Below are 21,497 nucleotides of genomic sequence, written 5' to 3'. Positions count from 1 at the left end.
GGCTGTCCGTCTTGTCTGGCTGTAATCATTTAATCTTGTCGTACTAAACCAACAACCACACAAACAAATGTATAAAATTTATGAAAAGATTTTATGCGTGCCGCCCGGCCGCATAAGAAAGCTCCTGTTTATAATGAGGTTAACCGTCTTATTTATTATAGCAGCCATGCTGCAGGTGAGCGCCAGTACCTATGCCCAGCTGGTTACCCTCAACAGGAAAAATATCCCTATGGAAGAGGTGTTTAAAGAGATCATGGTGCAGACAGGCTATAACGTGCTGTGGCAGCCTGATAAGGTCAGAAGCGCCAGGCGGGTAAACGTGAACTTCCGGAACGCGAGCATCGAACGCGCTTTTGACGAACTACTCGCAGATCAGCCATTCCACTATACCATCGACAATAAGACAGTTGTGATCAAGGCTAAAGAGCAGTCCTTTCTGGACGAAACCATTGCGCTGTTTAAAAAGTATTTTAAGGCCATCGACGTAAGAGGCCGCATCGTCGATGAAAAAGGAGCGGGAATGTCGGGCGTTACCATCAAAGCCATGCCCTACAATAAAACGCTGAGTACGGATGCGGAAGGCTACTTCGAGATAAAAGGCATCAGCGAAGACGCCGTGCTTCATATCTCCTATGTAGGTTACAAGCCTCTGGAGCTTAAAGTAAAAGAAGAAATGGGCAGCATCCGCATGGTACTTACAGATAACGATCTGGAGGAAGTGATGATCAGTACCGGATATCAGACGCTTCCCCTGGAAAGGTCGACCGGCTCATTCGGGGTGGTGACCGAAAAAAACCTGAACACCAGGCTGGAAACCAGCATCATCGACAGGCTGGAAGGCACAGTGCCCGGACTGTACATGCAGAACGGCGCGGTCACCATCCGCGGCTTGTCTACCCTGTACGGCAACCAGGCGCCGCTCTACGTCGTTGACGGTTTTCCCTATGAAGGCGATTTGAGTTTTATAAATCCTGCCGACGTAACCAGCGTTACCGTATTAAAAGATGCAGCCGCAGCCTCCATATATGGAACAAGGGCAGCAAACGGTGTCATATCCATCACTACCCGCTTCAGCGCCGCCAGGAAGCTGCGGGTTAATTACAACAGCACCCTTTTTGCCACACCTTTGCCCGATTTCTCTTATCTCAACCTGATGAATTCCAGCGAAGTGGTAGGTCTGCAACAGGAGCTTTTCAACATGAGGCACCCCAGCTATAATGATGGGATCAGACGAGCTGCACAGCCTAAGGCTATCGAAGCCCTGTATCAGTTTGAGCAAGGGGAAATTTCACAGGCCCAGCTCGATGCTACCTTAAACCGGTTAAAAACACTCGACGGCCCTTCCCAGGTGCAGGACGAAATGCTGCAGCAGATGTTTAAGCAACAGCATAGCTTTTCTGCTACCGGAGGTAACGAAATTAACCAGTTCAGTACCGGCCTCTATTATATTGGCAACCGTGGGTATAATAAAGGCAGCCGCGACGAAAGCGTAAATATTAATCTGAGGGATCAGGCCAAAGTATTCAAATGGCTTACTGCCGACATAGGCGTTACCGCCAATCTAAGCGCCGGGAAGTCTAAATTGCTCGGGGGAATGGATTATACCTATTACATGCCTTACGAGATATTAAGGGATGAAAATGGCAATACTGTGCCATGGAATGATGGAAAGTCGGCATACGAAATAAACCGGCTGAACACCTTGGGCCTGCTCAATGAGACCTTCAATCCGCTCGATCAGCTGAACAATGGCGAAAACAAATCCAGAAATAATTATATCCGGCTGCAGGGCGGTTTCAACGTTAAATTTCTTGAAGGGCTGAACCTTGACGTCAAATACCAAACCGAGCGCGGCAGCTTTTATAACAGGACCTTTCAGAGCAAAGATTATTACCGTGTGGCCCGGATGATTAATGATGCTACGCAAATACAAAACGGCAATATCATTAAAAACGTTCCCGATGGCGGACAGCTTTATGAAACCCGCGGCGACTCCAGGTCATATACACTGCGTACCCAGCTTAACTATGATAAGCAACTAAATGCTAAACATCATTTTACGGCTTTAATAGGCGCCGAGCAAAGAGCGGTGGCCCAAACGTCAACTGCGGTTCACCGTATGGGGTATAGCGACAATAACCTGATATTTAAACCGATAAACGAACTCGCCCTAACCAACCTCACCGGTACGCAGTCGCTCCAAAGCACTTTTGGCTACAACTACAGTTCCTATAATTACTTCACGGCGCCGGAAGATCGCTATGTTTCTCTTTACGCCAACGCGGGCCATACATACAACAACAAGTATAACATTACCGGAAGCATCCGGGTAGATAATTCCAACCTGTTTGGATCCGATCCTAAGTATCGATATCTGCCGCTTTGGTCGGTAGGCGGAAGCTGGAGAATATCTGACGAGGAATTTATGAAGAGCGCGGGCTGGATAAATACGCTAAGCCTGAGAGCTACCTACGGTTTAAGCGGTAACGTGGCCAAAAACGTAGGGCCCTTTCTGCAAGCCAGGGCCGGCTTGAACTCAGATACAGGAGCACCTACCACAGAGATCCTAAGTCCGCCTAACAAATCCCTCAGATGGGAGAAGACGGCAGTAACCAATATCGGGCTCGACTTCGGCATCATTAAAAACCGCTTATCCGGATCGGTCGACCTCTACAACCGTAAGACCACCGATCTGCTTGGTGAGCGCCGTACCGACCCAACCAATGCCTATCAGACCGCCCTGATCAATTACGGTAGCCTGCGCAACCGCGGTTACGAGCTTGCGCTGAACACCGATAACGTTCGCTCAGCCAATTTCAGCTGGCAAAGCCGGCTCGCCTTTAGCCATAACAGCAACAAAATGACGGAGATCAGCACCGATAACGAATCGGTATATACCTATACCTCCGGAACGGGGATGGAAAAGGTGGGATACCCGATGAAGAGTGTCTTCAACTTTCGTTACGCCGGCCTGAATCCGGAAAATGGCACCATCCGTGTGTTCGACAAAGACGGCAATATCGTAGAAAACTACAATGAGCAAACCGGTTACCTGGAAGCCATGACAGACGTGAACGGGCTTGTGTTCAGCGGTACGATGCTGCCTACGTATACTGTTGGCTTCACAAACAGTTTTAATTACAAGCACCTCAGCTTAAACGTTATGATCATTGCCAATGGCGGCCATGTGATCCGTGATGCGGTTCCCCGAGTACTTCAAAACAGCAATTTCGACCGGAATACCGACAGGGCTGTGCTGAACTTCTGGAGAAAGCCGGGCGATGAAAACATTCCCGGTATTATGCCGGCACCTGATTTGAGCAATTCCGCTACCTTCTACTATCAGTCGCTCTGGGTTTTAAACGATAGGAATACCCTGAAGGCCGACTATGTAAAGGTCCGCGATATCTCATTGCGGTACGACTTTGCGCCTACGCTGCTTAAGAATGCTAAAGTGTCGTCCGCAAAGCTTACCCTGCAGGTTCAGAACCCCTTCAGCTGGTTCCGCAATTCGAAGGGCCTTGACCCTGAAGCGCACATTTCCCTGCCAACAGAATTTTACCGGACACTTCCCGTAACGCCGGTTTATATGGCGGGCGTGGATATCACCTTTTAAAGACATCACCATGAGGACAAAATATCTATATATAGCACTGCTACTCGTCATATTGAGCAGCTGCAATAAGTTTCTTGACATTGTACCGAAAGACAAGTTCATTCCGACAACCGTGGAGGACTATGAGAACATGCTCAATTTTGCTACGGTGACCACCTTCGGCGATTTTTATGAAGACCTGATCACCGACGATGCATTTCTTCCGGAAGGGGAGCCTGGCAACCTGTATACCAAGCAGAGGCTGAATAATCGTAAAATATACCTTTTCGACAAAAATGCTTTTGGGGAAGGTGACAACGACGTCATATGGAGCGAGGGTTATAAACGCATCTTTTATTTCAATACGGTGATCAATAACGTGCTGGATGCACAGGGGGGCAGCGAGGCAGCTAAGCGCAGTGTTCGCGCAGAGGCGCTTCTTGGCCGTGCGCTCGAACATCTCTTGCTCGTGAACATTTATGCACAGCATTACGATGCAGCTACCGCGGCCACCGAACCGGGCGTACCGCTGGTACTGGAAGCAGACATTAGTGCCAAGCACCGGAGGAACACCGTCGGCGAAGTATACAACCAGGTCATCGCCGACCTGCAGGAGGCGATCAAAGACCTGCCTTTAAACAACAAACTGAATAAATTCCGCGCCAGGAAAGCGGGCGGATACGCCTTGCTGAGCCGGGTATATCTGTATATGGGTAATTATGAGCAGGCTTTGGCCAATGCCAATGAAGCGCTTGGCCTGTACAGCACCCTGGCCAATATGAACAATTACAAGGTCATTATCCCGGGGCCGTTCCCATTTGTTCCCGGCGCACCTGTGGGCTGGACCGACGTACCGCGCGGGATAGATCATCCCGAAACGATTGTGGCAAGAACCTTCCTCAGACCGTTTGGTCTGGGTCAGGATGTGTGTGCTTCCCAGGAACTAACGGCCTTGTTCAATAACGATGATAAGCGCTGGACCCTATATTATGCAAATGGATGGCCGCCTGCGCCGCCCTTCAATTACATGAACAGATATGGGGTAAAGATCTTCCTCCGCGGCGATTTCTTCAGCAATGCCATAAACACCCCCGAGCTTTATCTTACGCGGGCCGAATGCAAAGCCCGTGCAAATGATCTTGGCGGCGCGCTGGCCGACGTAAACCTGCTGCGGCAGAACCGGATTGTTCCTGCAGCCTATACCGAGGTAACCGCTGCGAGTCTGGACAATGACCCGCTAAAAGTTCTGCGCTTCGTCCTCGACGAAAGAAGAAGAGAACTGGCATTTACCGGTATGCGGGTAATGGACCTCAAACGCCTGAACAAAGATCCGAGGTTCGCCAAGACGATAAAGCACGTCGCCGAGGGGAAAGAATTTATTCTGGAGCCAAACAGTCCCAATTATCTCCGTCAGATCTGGCCGGCGGCCTCTGTGATGAATCCCGACTGGAAGCTGAACCCTTAGTCATTTCTTTTAAACTACATTTAAATGCAAGAGAGTATTGTTAAGCTCGAGCGTTTATCGCACCGGTATAGTAAAGACTGGGCGATAAAGGACATCAGCTTTGAAATTTATAAAACAGGAATCGTAGGTTTGCTGGGCTCCAATGGCGCCGGCAAATCTACCACGATGAACATCCTCTGCGGTGTGCTGAGCCAGACTGAAGGCCGTGTGATCATCGACGGCATCGACCTCCGGGAAAATCCTGAGGAAGCTAAAAAGCGAATCGGCTTCCTGCCACAGAACGCACCGCTGTACCTTGAACTCACGGTGGATGAGTATCTGACCTATAGTGCAAAGCTGCGGCTCATTCCCGACAACGAGATCAGAGATGCGGTAGAGGCGGTTAAAAAGAAGTGCGGCGTGGCCCATTTCAGCAACCGGCTGATTGGCAACCTGTCGGGCGGTTACCGGCAGCGCGTAGGTATTGCGCAGGCCATTATTCACAAGCCGCTGCTGGTGGTGCTCGACGAGCCAACCAACGGGCTCGACCCGAACCAGATACTGGAAGTGCGAAACCTTATCAGAGAAATTGCTTCAGAACGCTCGGTCATCTTCTCTTCACACATTCTGGCAGAAATACAGGCGACCTGCCACGACATCATCATGATTGAAGGAGGCAAAATCGTGTTTTCCGATACCATGGAATCTTTCAACAACTATATAGAACCAAACAGCCTGGTGGCGGTTCTGGAGAATCCTCCGCTTCCGGCTGCCCTGTATGAGATCCCCGGCATCAGCAAAGCGGAATTCCTAAACAGTAAGACCGTAAGGATGCATTTTACTTCATCGCCGTCTATATCGGAAGAGATCGTTCGTATAAGCGTAGCTAAGGGCTGGCGACTAAGTGAGATCACACTCGAAAAGAGTTCACTGGATGCCATTTTCGCTCAACTATCCAATAAAAAATCCAATACAGCGCCTACCTCATGAAAACCATATTAAGAATAGCCAGATTAGAGCTAAGTACACTGTTTTATTCGCCGGTTGCATGGCTGGTGCTCATGATCTTTCCGATCCAGGCGGGGCTCGACCTTACAAAATTCCTGCAAATGCTTGGTCGCGCCCACCGTATGGGGCAGGAGTTTAAGGAAGTAACCGGACAGGTTTTCGGCACGCAATACGGTTTTTATGCCGGGGTAAAAAACACGCTTTACCTGTACATCCCCCTCCTTACCATGGGGCTTATCAGTCGCGAAATACATAGTGGTTCCATTAAACTCCTGCTGTCCTCGCCCATTAAGGTGATCGATATCGTGTTGGGCAAGTACCTCGCCATCTCCTGGTACGCCTTGTTTTTGCTGGCCATACTCGGTCTTTTCGGCCTGGCTGGCGCCTGGTCCATTACACACATGGACTATAAGATCGTTATTTCCGGCGCCATAGGCCTCTACCTGCTTATTTGCGCGTATGCATCCATCGGGCTCTTCATGTCATCCCTCACCTCCTACCAGGTCGTGGCTGCCATCAGTACGCTGGCAGTTCTGGGTGTGCTCAACTTCGTTGGCGGCTTGTTCCAGGGTGTAGATGCAGTGCGGCACATCACCTACTTTCTATCGATATCGGGGCGTACCGAGCAGTTCATCAACGGTCTAATCAGCACAGAAGATGTTATTTATTTTATCCTCGTTATCGTGCTCTTCCTGTCGCTCACCGGCATCCGGCTCCAATCATCGCGGGAGGCCAAGCCTCTAAGCGTTAAACTGCTTCGCTACGCCCTGCTGATCGGGTTTTGCTGTCTCATTGGCTACATCAGTTCGCGCCCTCAGCTTACGGGCTACCTGGACATGACCATGACCAAAAACCGTACGCTCAACGCAAACAGCGTAGCGATCATTAAAAAGATGGATAAGCCATTGAAGATCACTACATATATTAACCTGCTCGACGATAACTACTATCTGGCAAAGCCGGAGAGCAAAAGCGCCGATGAGAAATACTTTATGCAGTACCGGCGGTTTATGCCCGACCTGACTATGGAGTACGTCTATTATTATGACAAGTCGCAAAACGTCAACCTCTATAAAAACAATCCCGGCTTGTCCGACGAAGCAATAGCCCGCAAAGTAGCAGATATTCAGGGTGTGGCCTTCGAAGACGTACTCAATCCCGCACAGATCAGAAAAGGGGTAGATCTCAGCACAGAAGAGAACCGTTTGGTGAGGCAGTTGCAGTATGGCGACCGGACAACATTTCTCCGGTACTTCAGCGATATGATGATCTATCCGAGCGAGCAGGAGATCACCGCCGCCATAAAAAGGCTGGTAGAGCCGGAGAAGATTCCGGTAGTTACCTTCCTTACAGGCAATGAGGAGCGAAGCAAAGACAGGGCCGGGGATGCCGACTACAAGACTGCGACCGGGGAACTTACTTTCAGGTATTCGCTGGTAAACCAGGGCTTTGATGTAGATACCACATCGCTGCAGGCCGGAGAGATACCTGCAGCAACGTCTACACTGGTTATTGCTGATCCGAAGATTAAGTTTACGGCCACAGAGCTCCAAAAGATCAACAATTACATAGCTCGCGGGGGCAACCTGCTTCTTGCCGTTGAGCCCGGGCGACAGTCCATCATGAACCCCTTGATCCAAAACCTGGGTGTCACCGCTTCCGGCGATACGATCATAGAGCGGAGCAGGGACTATGCACCCGATTTTCTGCTGACCACCTTTACCGCCCAGGCTGCGGAAAAGTATAAGCGGTACAGGGTGTTGAAGCAGGACAGCGGACTGGTATCAACGCCTGGCGCCACAGTACTGAATTACACGACCAAAAGCGGTTTCCAGGTAATCCCGATATTACAAGACCGCAAGGGCAGTGCGGTAGCTGTTACACTGACACGAAAGCTCTCCGGCAAAGAGCAGCGTATAATGATTACCGGAGATGCCGACTTTATGAGCTCCGCTGCATTATACAGGCAGCGCCCCGAAACCAAGAACTTCGATTTCATGACTGAGATGTTCAGCTGGTTCTGTTATGGGGAATTTCCGGTAGACACATACAGGCCGAAGTCGAGGGACGTAATCAAAGGGGATGAAACAGCCCTGCTTGTCACCCGGATATTCTTCTTCGGTATTTTGCCCGGAGCTGTATTAATTGCCGGTGCTTCGCTGCTTATCTATCGGAAAAGGAGATAACGGGCGGTATCATCGTTTCATTATACCAGTAGATTCAAATGAGAATTGCATGAATTTAACAGGGAGTTAACAGGGAAAAATGCCCTTTTACTCCCCTGTTATTCCCCTGTTAAGTCCCTGTTATTCCCCTGTTATTAACCTTCTCTCTGGTAGCCGTGTGATGCCTCGCCTTAACTATAACGCAATCTTGCGTGAACGGAATTCAAGCATTTTTTTACCTTTGCCAGGAACTCTAACCAAGTAACCTGTCATATGAAGATGATAAGATCAATACAATTCACTTTTATTGCCGCTTTATGCGCGTTTAGCCTGACTGCCGTGTCACAGACTGTGAACCAGAACAGCGGCTGGCTTTTTTTATTGAACAGCACGAAACTCAATGATAAATGGGGACTTCATTTTGATGTACAGCTTCGTTCTCAGAATGAATGGGATGGCGTCAGGAATATTTTGATCAGACCTGGACTTACCTATTTTATCAATCCCAAAGCAGATGTAACCTTAGGCTATCTGTACACGCCCACCTTCACAAAAATAGCAGGAGCGCCCGATCTTACCCTTACAGAGCACAGGGTTTGGGAGCAGTTTATTTATAAACATAAGATCAGTAAAATTAGTGTAAGTCACCGCTTCCGGCTGGAACAACGCTTCATAGAACGGAACGGGCAGGATGATCTGTTCTCGCAACGCGGGAGATATTTCGTAAGGTTCATGTTGCCGCTGCAGGAAGGTACTCAAAGCTTTAACAAAGGCCCTTTTGTCGCCCTTCAGAACGAGGTGTTCCTGAACCTGCAAAATAAAAATGAGCTTAATGGTCATGTATACGACCAGAACCGGGCATATATCGCAGGCGGGTACAGGATTAGTCCGAAGCTCGATATAGAGGCCGGATATATGAACCAGGCGGTAAACGGAGCTGCGGTAAACACCAGCAACCATATTGTCCAGCTGGCGCTTTACACCAGGTTTTAGGCTTAGAACTGCGTGTTATAGATTATTCAGTTATCAGACCGTTAACGATCTGATAAGTTTCTATTAGCATTTAGCATGTATCGCGTTTTTCCGGGCGCGTATTTCATGTCTTCATAAATCAGGATAAACAATGGGTTAACAAGGCCGGGATAGCTTTGTCAAAAAAATCCAAACTCATGTTTAAACTAACAAACCAGATCAGAGACCCTAAAGCAAGGTCTGTGAAATCGGCTTTTTTGGAGGCCGCTCTTTTGCTGATCGCTCTCATTAGCCTCGTGGCCTTAAGTTCTGTTGCCGCCATGGCGCAAGGCATACTTGTAAAAGGCGTTGTAACAGACGGAGAAACTAAACAGACTATTCCTGGGGTGAGCGTGCGGGTTGCGGGCGCTGCTGCAGGTACGGTGACCGACAAGAATGGTCACTACGAAATTAGTGTCCCCAATGAACAGGCCGTTCTCGAATTTGCCTATGTGGGTTTCAGCAGGCAGCAGATCGCTGTGCGCGGGCAGCGTAATATAGATGTGGTATTGCGTAGCGACAACAACCAGTTGAACGAGGTTGTGGTAACCGCACTGGGAATTACCCGGGAAGCAAAATCCATTGGTTTTTCTGTACAGAAAGTGGATGGCGAACTTCTGCGGGAATCGCACGAAACCAATTTACTGAATACCCTTAGCGGCCGGGTGGCCGGTGTGCAGATTACGAGCGCTTCGGGCGGAATCGGCGCTTCTTCCAATATTCAGATACGGGGACAAAACTTTGTGAGCGGTTATAATTATAACAACTCACCACTGTTTGTAGTAGACGGTGTGCCGATAAGCAACAACAACGAGCAGTCGACACGCGCGTTTACTGGTCGCCAGGACTTCAACAACCCGAATTTTACGGCCAACGAAGGTGAGGTAGACTATGGCAATGCTGCGGGGGAGATTGACCCGAACGATATTGAATCGATCACGGTATTGAAAGGGCCGAACGCGGCGGCATTATATGGTTCAAGAGCGTCCAATGGGGTAGTGCTCATCACGACCAAATCGGGCAAGGGTGTAAAAGGCCTGGGCGTTTCTTTTAACTCGCAGGCCAGTTTCGAATCGCCGCTGAAGCTGCCCGACTACCAGTATGTGTACGGGCAGGGGCAGGATGGCAAATATGCGTACAAAGATGGAATGGGCGGGGGGACCTTTGATAACATCATCGAGAACTGGGGCCCGAAGATGGAGGGACAGCTGATCCCTCAGTTCGACTCGCCGCTTGACGCGAGCGGTAACCGGATACCAACACCTTTTGTCGCACAGCCCAACCAGTTGAAGGATTTCTTTGTGAACGGTCAGACTTACACAAATAACCTCTCCATAGCCGGAAGCACCGACAAGCTGAATTTCCGCCTGTCGTACACCAACTTGGAGCAAACAGGTATTGTCGAGAACACAGATCTGAGCAGGAACTCACTCGGACTGAACTCGGGCTATGCGATAACCGATAAGCTGAAAGTTGATGTGAACATGAACTATGTAAACAACGGAAGCGACAACCGGGCAAGCTACGGGGCAAAAAACGACGATGCAATTATGAAGATCTTCCTGTACATGCCAAGGAACCTGAACGTGGCCAGTTTGCGCAATTACTGGAAAGGCGGGTTGGCAAATTCAGTACAGAACTCACCGATCTATAATCCCAATGGCGCAAGGTGGAACAACCCCTATTTTGTGGCCTACGAGAACCTGAACGGCAATAACCGTGACCGCGTTTACGGTAATGTAAAGCTGGATTATGCCATCATGCCAAACCTGAAACTGATGCTGCGTACGGGCCGCGATTTCTATAACGACAAGCGGACGATGCGTCACGCGATGTCGTCGGCACAATACGTAAACGGCTACTACCAGGAAGATGACGTTGCTTTTCTGGAAACGAACCATGATTTCTTGTTGTCGTACGACACGAAGTTTAAGGGCGACTGGAGTTTTAATGCGAATGCAGGTGGTAACCTGCTGATGCAAAAATCCAAAAGACTGGGTGCCATTGCAGGTCGCTTGTCGATACCCGGTGTGTACAACCTGACAAATAATGCCCAGCCTATTCAGGCAGGGAATGTTTACCAGGAGAAGCGCATCAATTCGATCTATGGTACCACACAGCTGGGTTATAAAGACAAGATCTTCTTAGACCTTACGGGCCGTAACGACTGGTCGAGCGCCCTTCCGAAGAAAAACAATGCTTATTTCTATCCTTCGGCATCGTTAAGTGTGCTGGCCTCTGAGTTGTTTGGTATCCAGAGCGAAACGATGAGTTACCTCAAACTGAGAAGCAGTATTTCGTCGGTGCGCCGCGACCTTGAACCTTATCAGACTTCGGCTAATTTCCAGGTGTCGCAAGGCTGGGGCGGTGAGACCGTAGCGGTACATAACAACAATTATCCGAATTCGGATATCCGCCCGGAGAAGGTGGAATCTTATGAATTCGGGTTCGATAGCCGGTTTCTGGACAACCGGATCGGTCTGGACGTAACTTACTATAAGAGTACGACGACCGATCTGATCATTCCTGTTACCCTGAACCCTTCTGCGGGATATGATACCAAGCTGATGAACGTAGGAAAGATGACGAACCAGGGTCTGGAAGTCATGCTGAATGCTTCGCCCGTAAAGGCGGCCAACTTTAACTGGGATATCTCGGTGAACTTCGGTCTGAACAGGAATAAGGTTATCTCATTGGCAGAGAACATTGGTATCTCGAGGATCCGTCAGCTGGAACGCTGGGCTTCACTGGAATTGCGTACGCTGAATACTAAGGGCGACGGTTCCTTTGGGTCCTTGTACGGCGACTACCTGATTTATAACCCATCGGGTCAGCTGACCCACAAGAACGGTCTGCCGCAGGAAGAAAACGGCGACTGGGGCTACCTCGGCAACGTTAACCCGGACTATACAGCCGGGATTACCAATAACCTGCGCTATAAGCGCTTTTCGCTGAGCTTCCTGTTTGGCATTCAGAAAGGTGGTGTGGTGCATTCCAGAACTTATATTGAGGGTATAAACGCCGGAAGTTTGAAGGAGTCGTTGGTGAACCGGGATGCAAATGGTAGCGGCAATATGGTAGGCGAGGGTATTGATATTGATACCGGTAACCCCAACGCAACGCCGGTTACGGTGCGTAACTACTGGAGGGCCTATTACAACAATGACATGATCGCGACTTTTGATGCCTCTTATGTGAAGCTGCGGGAGCTGAAGATCGGTTACGCCCTGCCATCAAGCCTGATGCGTAAAATTGCGGTGAAGAATGGCAGCATCTCGCTGGTTGGCCGCAACCTGCTGCTGTGGTCGGACGTGCCAAACATAGATCCGGAAGTTTCCGCATACGACGGGCAGTTCCAGGGTGTAGAGGCGATGTCGCTTCCTTCGCTCAGAAGTGTAGGCATGTCGCTCAACCTTAATTTTTAATCCTTCCGCTCAGTTTAAGAAATTATCAGATATGAAAAAGATAAATATCGTGTTGTCCTTGCTGGTTGTCCTTTTAGGGTCCTGCAGCAAGTTTGAAGAGATCAATAAAAATCCGAACAACCCGTCGACGGTTCCTGCAGAAATGTTGTTGCCGCCTATTATCAGCTCGGCAGTCGGTTCGATGAACGCAAGCGGCAGTCGCGCCGGACAATATGTGCAGCACCTGGCATGGCTGGGCGGCACAAGCGAATCGGATGGCCGCTATAACCTGACCGGAGCTTCTTACCGGGAGGAATGGAACGGACCTATGCGATTAATTAAAGACGTGAATCAGTTGGCCGGAATCGCACAGGCTAACGGCCAGACGCAGTACCAGGCTATTGCGGCCATTATGAAAGTGTATATCCTTTCGCTCATGACAGACGCCTATGGTGATATTCCCTACGATGAAGCAGGCATGGGTAATGTTACCGGCTTAGAGTTTCCAAAGTACCAGGCACAGCAGGAGGTGTATGAACGGATGCTGACAGATCTGGAATCGGCCAACCAGTTGCTGAAAAATCTGCCGGCAGGCACAGTGATCAGTCGCGATATCCTCTTTGCAGGTAATGCCGCAAGGTGGAGGAAGTTTGCCAATTCGCTAAAGATCCGTATCCTGATGCGGCAATCGAACAAAGCAGATGCGGCTGCACGCATTGGCGAAAGAGTGGCGGCAATTTTTAATAACCCCTCTGAGTATCCTGTATTTACAAGCGCGGCAGAACAAGCGATGCTGGTATACAATAACAGCACCGATTTCTACAGCTGGTATATTCAAAATCCGCCTGCAGATGGCAGTGGTGTGAACTTTGGCGACAACGCCCGGGTAAGCGATGTGATGGTTAACTTTTTGAAGGCGGCAAACGATCCCAGGCTGACCATTTTTGCGGCGCCTACCAAAAAGTCGTACGACGCAAACAAAGCCAATCCGGCCCAGGCGCTCGTTTACCGCGGCATACGTGCCGGTCTGAGCAGCGAAGAACAGAAGAACTTGTATCCGGGCCTGGACAACAACGACTTTTCTGTCATCGGCAGCCGCATCCGCAAGGAGAACCGGGCATTTTTGCTTACCTATGCGGAGTTGATGCTGCTGAAGGCCGAAGCGATTCAGCGGAACATGGGCGTGACGGGCGTTGCAGCTACGGCATATCTGGATGGTGTGCGCGCTTCATTTGATAACTGGCCTCAGCTTGCCGGTGCACAGGCCGCTGCGCCGTATATATCGGATGCACAAAAGACTGCGTATTTCCAGCAGACAGGTGTCGGTTTATCGGCTACCGAGCCGCTGAAACAGATTGCTGAGCAGCTTTGGGTAAACGCTTTCCTTAACGGATTTGAAGGATGGGCAGGATGGAGAAGAACGGGATATCCGCAACTGGTGCCGGGCCCGACCGTTCTATCACCGATCCCGGTCCGCTATGTTTATTCCGACAACGAGCAGAACAGTCCGAGTCTGCTAGCCTGGGTTAATGCCAATATGGGGGGTAAAATGCCGACACACAATACGAAAGTGTGGTTTCAGCCCTAGCTTGATTACCGAGTTTACAATATATTAGAGGATGAATATAAAACACATATTCGGCTTAAGCCTGCTTATTGCAGGCTTAAGCATTTCGCTGGTCCGCGCCCAGAAGTACACGGCAAACAAAAATGCGCATTCACATAATGATTACTTGCAGCCGAGACCCTTTCATCTGGCCTATGAAAGCCGTTTTGCTTCTATGGAGATCGACGTGTTTGAGGTTGGCGGGCAGCTTTATGTTGCGCATGAAAGGAATGAGATCGATACCGCAGGTACTATAGAACGGCTTTATATCAACCCTTTGCTCGACATGATCAGGGCAAACGGCGGAAAGCCATATAAAAACGGGGGCAGTCTCCAGTTCATGATCGATTTTAAAACGCCGGGCACTACGGCATTAAAAGTGCTGGAGGCTAAACTGAAGCCTTACCGGAAGTACTTCGACGTAAATAATAATCCGGATGCGGTGCGTATTGTGCTGAGCGGCGCTACACCTGCTCCGGAACGGTGGGGCGACTATGACCCGATTTTCTTTTTTGACGGACGCTTAAGCACCCCGTATACTGCAGAGCAGCTGAAACGTGTGGCTTTTTACAGTACCGCCTTTCAGCAGTTTTCCGCATGGGATGGCGTAGGGCGTCTTGCCGATGCCGACCGCGAGAAGCTTGCGGCTTATGTGCGCAATGTCCATGCGTTGGGAAAGCCCGTCCGGTTTTGGGGCAACCCGGATACCCCGGATTGCTGGCGGGCGTTTATGGAAATTGGGGTCGATTACCTGAATACCGATTCGCCTGTGAAGATGGCAGAATTTCTAAACAAACTATTTGTTAATTAGATATTTTGCGCTATCTTTGCAGTCCCCAAAAAAGCGGGGAATGAATAATTGTTTAACAAATTAAATACAAGCAAGTGAATACGTTAAGTTACAAAACTGTCTCTGCCAATGCAAAAACTGTTAACAAACAGTGGGTTGTTGTGGATGCTGAAGGCGAGATTTTGGGGCGCTTGTCATCGAAGATCGCTATGATCATCCGTGGTAAAAACAAGCCTGAGTACACCCCACACGTAGACTGCGGCGATAATGTGATCGTTATTAATGCAGACAAGGTTAAATTGACCGGAAGTAAGTTCTCCGATAAGGTTTACACTTCTTATACCGGCTATCCGGGCGGTCAGCGCTTCATTTCTCCTAAGGAGTTAATGGCTAAACACCCTAAGCGTGTTATCGAGAAAGCGGTACGCGGTATGCTTCCTAAAACTAAACTTGGTGCAAAATTATTCACCAACCTTTATGTTTATGCAGGTTCAGAGCATCCTCATGCAGCACAATCACCTAAAACCATTACACTTTAATTAAGAAGAAATGTCAGTAACAAATACTTCAGGAAGAAGAAAAACTGCTGTTGCACGTATCTATCTAAAAGATGGCAATGGCACCATTACCGTAAACGGTAAAGACCATAAAGAATATTTCCCTACCCTGCCTTTGCAATATATCGTAAACCAGTCGTTTGAAGTGGCCGAAGTGATCGGTCAGTATGATGTTCAGGTAAACGTTGCAGGTGGCGGTGTTAAAGGTCAGGCAGAAGCTGTTCGTTTGGCTATCGCTAAGGCTATCGTTGAATTAGATGCTGATAAGAAGTCGGCATTGCGTGCTAAGGGTATCATGACCCGCGACATGCGTATGGTGGAACGTAAGAAACCAGGACGTAAAAAAGCACGTAAGAAATTCCAATTCAGTAAACGTTAATCTTAAGGAGACAAAACAATGGCAAGAACTACATATCAAGACTTATTGGATGCAGGTGTACACTTTGGTCACCTTACCCGTAAATGGAATCCAAAAATGGCGCCTTACATTTTCATGGAGCGCAACGGAATCCACATTATCGATTTAAATAAAACTTTAACCAAAACTGAAGAAGCTGCTACAGCGATCAAGCAGATTGTAAAATCTGGCCGTAAGATCCTTTTTGTGGCTACTAAAAAACAGGCTAAAGAAATCGTAGCTGATCAGGCTAAAAAAGTAAACATGCCTTACGTAACCGAGCGTTGGTTGGGTGGTATGTTGACCAATTTTGCAACGGTACGCAAGTCGATCAAGAAGATGGCTAACATCGACAAGATGACTAAAGACGGAACTTACTCTATCCTTTCTAAGAAGGAGCGTTTAATGATTCAGCGTGAGCGTATTAAACTGGAAAACTTATTGGGCGGTATTGCTGACCTGAACCGTTTGCCAGCTGCAATTTTCCTGATCGACGTGAAGAAAGAGCATATCGCGGTTAGCGAGGCGTTGAAGCTGAACATCCCTACCTTTGCAATGGTGGATACCAACTCTGACCCTTCAAACATCGACTTCCCGATTCCGGCAAACGATGATGCAACTAAATCAATCTCTTTGATCACTGACATCATTGTTAAGGCTATCGAAGAAGGTTTGGATGAGCGTAAGCGTGAAAAAGACGAAGAAGCAGAAAAAGAAGCTGTAGCGGCTAAGGCTGCTGCTGATGCTCCTGAAGTTGCTGCTCCGGGTTCAAGAAGACAAAAAGTTCAGGCTGAGAGCGAAGAAGGCTCAGCTGAGGAAGCTTAATATAATTTAATTTGGGTTGTATGATGTGTTGGAGGACAGAAGACCACCGCATTATACAGCCCATAATTTTTAACTCATAAAATAAAGGAAACTAAAGATGTCAGTACAAATTACTGCTGCAGATGTAAATAAATTGCGCCAGCAAACTGGTGCAGGTATGATGGACTGCAAAAAAGCACTAACTGAGGCTAACGGTGACTTTGAGGCTGCCGTTGATTATTTGCGTAAAAAAGGTGCTAAAGTAGCTGCGAGCCGTCAGGATCGCGAATCGAACGAAGGTGTGGTTATTGCTAAAGCTACTGCTGATGGTAAGCGTGGTGTGGTGATTGAGCTGAACTGCGAAACTGACTTCGTAGCTAAGAACGCTGACTTCGTAGCATTGGGAAATAAATTTGCAGACCTGGCTATCGAGCAGAACCCTGCTTCCCTGGAAGAACTGCTTGCTTTGGAGCTGGACGGACAGAAAGTTGCTGATGTAATTGTTGACAACACTGGTAAGATCGGCGAGAAGATCGGTATCTCTAAGTTTGAGACCGTAACCGGTGAGAAAGTTGTTCCTTATATCCACGGTAACTACCGTTTAGGTGTACTTGTTGCGCTTAACCAGGCAGGCGAAGGTGTTGAAGAAGCTGGTAAGGATGTGGCTATGCAGATCGCTGCTATGAATCCTGTGGCGCTCGACAAAGCTGATGTTGATGCAACAACAATTGAGCGTGAGACCGAGATCGCAAAAGAGCAGATCCGTGCGGAAGGTAAGCCTGAGGAAATGGTTGAGAAGATCGCTGCAGGTAAACTGAACAAGTTTTACAAAGACAGCACCTTGCTGAACCAGGAGTTTGTGAAGGATTCTTCTAAAGATGTACGTAAATTCTTAAATGATACTGCAAGCGGTCTTACCGTGACTTCATTTAAGCGTGTTCAATTGGGCGCGTAGTCAATTTGACAATACTTTTAAGAGCCTCCTGAGTCAGGGGGCTTTTTTTATGGTTTTTTTCCTATTTTTGAGGCCATGAAATATAAACGGATCCTCCTTAAACTCAGCGGCGAATCGCTGATGGGCGAAAAGCAATATGGTATTGATAATGAGATGGTAAGGCAGTATGCTGAAGACATCAAAGCTGTACACGATCAAGGTTTGCAGATTGCTATCGTCATTGGCGGCGGTAATATTTTCAGGGGTTTAAGTGCGGAGAAGTCGGGTATGGACCGGGCGCAGGCCGATTATATGGGAATGCTGGCTACGGTAATAAACAGCATGGCGCTTCAGGATGCGTTGGAAAAAGTTGGCCTGAAAACCAGGTTGCTTACGGCTATAAAAATGGAGCAGATCTGTGAACCATTTATTCGGCGCCGTGCCGTGCGGCACCTCGAAAAAGGTCGTGTGGTGATCTTTGGTGCGGGTACCGGTAACCCTTATTTCACCACAGATTCTGCGGCTGCTTTACGGGCTATTGAAATTAAGGCGGATGTGGTATTAAAAGGTACGCGTGTAGACGGGATCTATACTGCTGATCCTGAGAAAGACCTTACGGCAACAAGATACGATGAGATCAGCTTCAAAGAGGTATATGCTAAAGGCCTGAATGTTATGGATATGACTGCATTCACGCTTTGCGAGGAAAACAAGCTTCCGATCATCGTGTTTGATATGAACAAAACCGGCAATTTTATGAAGATTGCCAAAGGTGAAGCTATTGGTACACTGGTGAAAGGATAGTTGGATTTTATTGATAATAACACGATATATGAATGACCTTATAAAAAAACAGTTACAGGACGCGCAGGCTTCGATGGACAAGGCTATCCTGCATTGCGAGGCTGAGCTGACTAAGATCCGGGCCGGAAAAGCTTCTGCGGGAATGCTTGACGGTATCATGGTTGATTATTATGGCAATGCGACACCGCTGAACCAGGTGGCCAGCATCAATACGCCGGATGCGCGTACCCTGATCCTGCAGCCATGGGAAAAGCAGTTGCTCGTACCGATCGAGCGTGCGATCATGGAGGCCAATATCGGCATCAATCCGCAGAACGATGGTGTGGTGATCAGATTGGTGGTGCCGCCGCTTACGGAAGAGCGCAGAAGGGAACTTGTTAAAAAGGTAAAGGAAGAAGCCGAGCGTGGCCGGATCACGGTTCGTAATATCCGCAAGGATGCGAACGAAAAGATCAAGCGCCTGAAAGGTGAAAGCGTTTCGGACGATGAGATCAAAACCGGCGAGGCAGAGGTACAAAAGATCACGGATGCCTATATCGTTAAGGTCGACAAGCACGCCGAGGCGAAAGAAAAGGATATCATGACTGTATAGCCAGATGAAAATTTTATACAGTTATCTTAAAAACTATAAAGGGTTAATATTATTAGCCCTTTTTTTGGCTGCAGTAAATCAGATATTCTCCTTTCTGGATCCATATGTGTTCAGGCTGATCATTGACAAATATGTAACCAATTATAAGGAGTATTCTACCGACGAATTCATCAAGGGGGCGGGCGTGCTTATCCTTCTTGCGATGGGGGCGGCTATGGTTTCGCGTATTGCCAAGAACTTCCAGGACTATTATGTGAACGTGATCACGCAGCGTTTAGGGGCTAAGATTTACTCCGACGGACTGGCGCACTCGCTTGAACTTCCTTATCAGGTGTTTGAGGACCAGCGGAGCGGTGAAACGCTTGGGGTATTGCAAAAGGTTCGCATAGATACGGAAAAGCTGGTTCAGGCGGTGATCAATGTACTGTTTACCAGCATTATCGGGATCATCTTTGTAACGGTCTACGCGATATCGGTGTATTGGGTGATTGCCGTCGTTTACTTTTCGTCTATTCCATTGCTGGGTTTTCTGAGTTCTTTCTTAAGTAAGCGCATCAAAAAGGTGCAGAAGAACATTGTTGCAGAAACTACAGCGCTGGCGGGCTCAACGACCGAGTCGCTGCGCAACATAGAGCTCGTAAAGAGCCTTGGCCTGGCCAATCAGGAGATCAACAGGCTGAACGCGACCACAACGAAGATATTGGGCCTGGAGCTTAAGAAAGTTAAATACATCCGCAGTTTGAGCTTTATTCAGGGTACGTTTGTAAACCTGCTTCGTAACGGTCTGCTCTTCCTGATGATGTATCTGATCTTTGCAGGCCGCATTACGGTGGGTGAGTTCTTCTCGCTGTTCATCTATTCGTTCTTTATTTTTGGTCCGCTGCAGGAACTCGGCAATATTATCAATATATACCGCGAAACAGAGGTGTCGCTCAACAACTTCGAACGGATCATGTCGATACCGAAGGATAAAAAGCCTGAGCGCCCGGTTACGGTCGACCAGATCAGGACGCTGGAGTTTGATGCGGTAAGCTTCAAGCATCAGTCGGCCACCACAAACGCACTGAACAGCATCAATTTTGAGACGAAAATAGGCGAAACCATTGCTTTCGTTGGTCCGTCAGGATCGGGTAAGACCACGCTGGTAAAACTCCTCGTAGGCCTTTACCAGCCGAAGGTAGGCGATATCCGTTATAATGGCATCACCAGTAAAGACATTGATCTGGATGCACTTCGTGAGAAGATCGGTTTTGTAACCCAGGATACGCAGTTATTTTCCGGAACAATACGGGAGAACCTCCAGTTTGTAAGACCCGACGCGACAGACGAGGAGTGCATGCGCGTGCTGCATCAGGCGGCTTGCCAGAACCTGCTTGCGCGGGCAGATAAGGGATTGGATACGTTGATAGGCGAAGGTGGTGTAAAGGTTTCCGGTGGTGAAAAGCAACGCTTGTCGATTGCACGTGCCTTGTTGCGCAAGCCTGATATTCTGGTGTTTGATGAAGCAACCTCATCACTGGATTCGCTGACCGAAGAAGAGATTACCGCAACCATCCGTGAGGTTTCCGATATCGCCAACCACATCACTATATTGATTGCGCACAGGCTTTCGACCATCAGGCATGCCGACCGCATTTATGTGCTGGAGAAAGGTAATGTGATTGAAGAAGGCAACCACGAGTCGCTCGTAGCCCGCAACGGCTTATACTATGCCATGTGGAGACAGCAGATCGGTGAACGTGCCGAGGCCTAGTTCATAACCCTCGAGTAGAAGTCGAGATAGGCCGAACGCATGTCTTCCGCCTGGTTGATGGCAGCTGAGGCTGCGATGCCGAAAATGCCGGTCTGCATCAGCTCGTCTACGTCCTCCAGGCTAACACCGCCAACGGCAAGCACAGGGAAATCCGGGTGAGTTTCCTGCAATTTATGCAGTGCCTTGCGGTATCCCTGTAAACCAAGCAGCGGAAAATTATTGGGCTTGGTGGTCGTGTCTGCAAAAGGGCCCAGACCTGCATAGTCGGCACCCTCATCGGCGATGCGTATCAGGCCCTCAATGCTGCTAGCCGATCCACCCAGCGTTACAGCATCGCCGAGCTCTTCGCGCAAACGTCGAAAATCGGCATCCATATCCTCGATATGAAAGCCCTGTATATCGGCCAGACCATTGAGGTGCACATGATCTGTAACGATCAGGGTAGCGCCCCAATCGTCACAGAGACCTGCGATTTCATTAATGTCGTTAAGCAGTTCCTCGTCCAGCTTTGTAAGGCAGCGGTATTGAATCCATTTCGCCCCTGCTTCGCAGGCTATGCGCGCTTGTTCAGGATGGCTCAGGTGGTCAATGTCGTGCGTAATAAATTGCAGCTTTTCGATGAACTTTTTCATA

General features: G+C 48.8%; 16 protein-coding genes. 15 read left to right on the top strand and 1 reads right to left on the bottom strand.

The window, feature by feature from the left end; translation table 11 throughout:
* Nucleotides 1–133 precede the first annotated feature (133 nt).
* From J3P40_RS02350 to J3P40_RS02280, 15 genes are all read left to right on the top strand, one after another.
* Nucleotides 134–3,616, top strand: coding sequence for a SusC/RagA family TonB-linked outer membrane protein (locus tag J3P40_RS02350; RefSeq protein ID WP_256002494.1), 3,483 nt, complete (start codon nt 134–136; stop codon nt 3,614–3,616).
* Nucleotides 3,617–3,626: 10 nt separating this feature from the next.
* On the top strand, nt 3,627–5,060 hold the full coding sequence (locus J3P40_RS02345; RefSeq protein ID WP_256002492.1) for a RagB/SusD family nutrient uptake outer membrane protein: 1,434 nt from the start codon (nt 3,627–3,629) through the stop codon (nt 5,058–5,060).
* Nucleotides 5,061–5,084: 24 nt separating this feature from the next.
* Nucleotides 5,085–6,029: an ABC transporter ATP-binding protein gene (locus J3P40_RS02340; protein ID WP_256002490.1), complete on the top strand. Its 945-nt coding sequence runs from the start codon at nt 5,085–5,087 to the stop codon at nt 6,027–6,029.
* Complete coding sequence (locus tag J3P40_RS02335; RefSeq protein WP_256002487.1) at nt 6,026–8,233, top strand: Gldg family protein; 2,208 nt, start codon at nt 6,026–6,028, stop codon at nt 8,231–8,233. The genes J3P40_RS02340 and J3P40_RS02335 overlap by 4 nt, the downstream gene beginning before the upstream one ends.
* A 252-nt stretch (nt 8,234–8,485) precedes the next feature.
* Complete coding sequence (locus J3P40_RS02330) at nt 8,486–9,205, top strand: DUF2490 domain-containing protein (protein WP_256002484.1); 720 nt, start codon at nt 8,486–8,488, stop codon at nt 9,203–9,205.
* Nucleotides 9,206–9,381: 176 nt separating this feature from the next.
* On the top strand, nt 9,382–12,648 hold the full coding sequence (locus J3P40_RS02325; protein WP_256002481.1) for a SusC/RagA family TonB-linked outer membrane protein: 3,267 nt from the start codon (nt 9,382–9,384) through the stop codon (nt 12,646–12,648).
* A 31-nt stretch (nt 12,649–12,679) separates the two neighbouring features.
* Nucleotides 12,680–14,215: a SusD/RagB family nutrient-binding outer membrane lipoprotein gene (locus J3P40_RS02320; protein WP_256002478.1), complete on the top strand. Its 1,536-nt coding sequence runs from the start codon at nt 12,680–12,682 to the stop codon at nt 14,213–14,215.
* Nucleotides 14,216–14,246: 31 nt separating this feature from the next.
* Complete coding sequence (locus tag J3P40_RS02315) at nt 14,247–15,044, top strand: phosphatidylinositol-specific phospholipase C/glycerophosphodiester phosphodiesterase family protein (RefSeq protein WP_256002475.1); 798 nt, start codon at nt 14,247–14,249, stop codon at nt 15,042–15,044.
* Nucleotides 15,045–15,118: 74 nt separating this feature from the next.
* Nucleotides 15,119–15,562: a 50S ribosomal protein L13 gene (gene rplM, locus J3P40_RS02310; RefSeq protein WP_256002473.1), complete on the top strand. Its 444-nt coding sequence runs from the start codon at nt 15,119–15,121 to the stop codon at nt 15,560–15,562.
* 10 nt (nt 15,563–15,572) lie between these two features.
* Nucleotides 15,573–15,959, top strand: coding sequence for a 30S ribosomal protein S9 (gene rpsI, locus J3P40_RS02305; RefSeq protein WP_256002471.1), 387 nt, complete (start codon nt 15,573–15,575; stop codon nt 15,957–15,959).
* 18 nt (nt 15,960–15,977) lie between these two features.
* Nucleotides 15,978–16,802, top strand: coding sequence for a 30S ribosomal protein S2 (gene rpsB, locus J3P40_RS02300; protein ID WP_256002468.1), 825 nt, complete (start codon nt 15,978–15,980; stop codon nt 16,800–16,802).
* 97 nt (nt 16,803–16,899) lie between these two features.
* Complete coding sequence (tsf, locus tag J3P40_RS02295; protein ID WP_256002465.1) at nt 16,900–17,736, top strand: translation elongation factor Ts; 837 nt, start codon at nt 16,900–16,902, stop codon at nt 17,734–17,736.
* Between the two features lie 75 nt (nt 17,737–17,811).
* On the top strand, nt 17,812–18,519 hold the full coding sequence (pyrH, locus tag J3P40_RS02290) for a UMP kinase (protein WP_256002463.1): 708 nt from the start codon (nt 17,812–17,814) through the stop codon (nt 18,517–18,519).
* Nucleotides 18,520–18,547: 28 nt separating this feature from the next.
* On the top strand, nt 18,548–19,111 hold the full coding sequence (gene frr, locus J3P40_RS02285; RefSeq protein WP_256002460.1) for a ribosome recycling factor: 564 nt from the start codon (nt 18,548–18,550) through the stop codon (nt 19,109–19,111).
* 4 nt (nt 19,112–19,115) lie between these two features.
* Nucleotides 19,116–20,864 carry an ABC transporter ATP-binding protein gene (locus tag J3P40_RS02280; RefSeq protein ID WP_256002457.1) on the top strand — a complete coding sequence of 583 codons (1,749 nt, stop codon included), beginning with the start codon at nt 19,116–19,118 and terminating at the stop codon, nt 20,862–20,864.
* On the opposite strand, the gene J3P40_RS02275 is transcribed toward J3P40_RS02280, so the two are convergent.
* Nucleotides 20,861–21,496: a thiamine phosphate synthase gene (locus J3P40_RS02275; protein WP_256002455.1), complete on the bottom strand. Its 636-nt coding sequence runs from the start codon at nt 21,494–21,496 to the stop codon at nt 20,861–20,863. The two genes, J3P40_RS02280 and J3P40_RS02275, sit on opposite strands and share 4 nt — an antisense overlap.
* Nucleotide 21,497 lies beyond the last annotated feature (1 nt).

The sequence above is a fragment of the Pedobacter deserti genome, assembly GCF_024436415.1.
In the GTDB taxonomy this organism is placed as follows: domain Bacteria; phylum Bacteroidota; class Bacteroidia; order Sphingobacteriales; family Sphingobacteriaceae; genus Pedobacter; species Pedobacter faecalis.
The sequence above is the reverse complement of the archived record's forward strand: the minus strand, read 5'-3'. Positions and strand labels throughout refer to the sequence as shown.

Coding starts and splice junctions, on each gene's coding strand:
- J3P40_RS02350 (WP_256002494.1), top strand. CDS start 134: ATGAGGTTAACCGTCTTATTTATTATAGCAGCCATGCTGCAGGTGAGC.
- J3P40_RS02345 (WP_256002492.1), top strand. CDS start 3,627: ATGAGGACAAAATATCTATATATAGCACTGCTACTCGTCATATTGAGC.
- J3P40_RS02340 (WP_256002490.1), top strand. CDS start 5,085: ATGCAAGAGAGTATTGTTAAGCTCGAGCGTTTATCGCACCGGTATAGT.
- J3P40_RS02335 (WP_256002487.1), top strand. CDS start 6,026: ATGAAAACCATATTAAGAATAGCCAGATTAGAGCTAAGTACACTGTTT.
- J3P40_RS02330 (WP_256002484.1), top strand. CDS start 8,486: ATGAAGATGATAAGATCAATACAATTCACTTTTATTGCCGCTTTATGC.
- J3P40_RS02325 (WP_256002481.1), top strand. CDS start 9,382: ATGTTTAAACTAACAAACCAGATCAGAGACCCTAAAGCAAGGTCTGTG.
- J3P40_RS02320 (WP_256002478.1), top strand. CDS start 12,680: ATGAAAAAGATAAATATCGTGTTGTCCTTGCTGGTTGTCCTTTTAGGG.
- J3P40_RS02315 (WP_256002475.1), top strand. CDS start 14,247: ATGAATATAAAACACATATTCGGCTTAAGCCTGCTTATTGCAGGCTTA.
- rpsI (WP_256002471.1), top strand. CDS start 15,573: ATGTCAGTAACAAATACTTCAGGAAGAAGAAAAACTGCTGTTGCACGT.
- rpsB (WP_256002468.1), top strand. CDS start 15,978: ATGGCAAGAACTACATATCAAGACTTATTGGATGCAGGTGTACACTTT.
- tsf (WP_256002465.1), top strand. CDS start 16,900: ATGTCAGTACAAATTACTGCTGCAGATGTAAATAAATTGCGCCAGCAA.
- pyrH (WP_256002463.1), top strand. CDS start 17,812: ATGAAATATAAACGGATCCTCCTTAAACTCAGCGGCGAATCGCTGATG.
- frr (WP_256002460.1), top strand. CDS start 18,548: ATGAATGACCTTATAAAAAAACAGTTACAGGACGCGCAGGCTTCGATG.
- J3P40_RS02280 (WP_256002457.1), top strand. CDS start 19,116: ATGAAAATTTTATACAGTTATCTTAAAAACTATAAAGGGTTAATATTA.
- J3P40_RS02275 (WP_256002455.1), bottom strand. CDS start 21,496: ATGAAAAAGTTCATCGAAAAGCTGCAATTTATTACGCACGACATTGAC.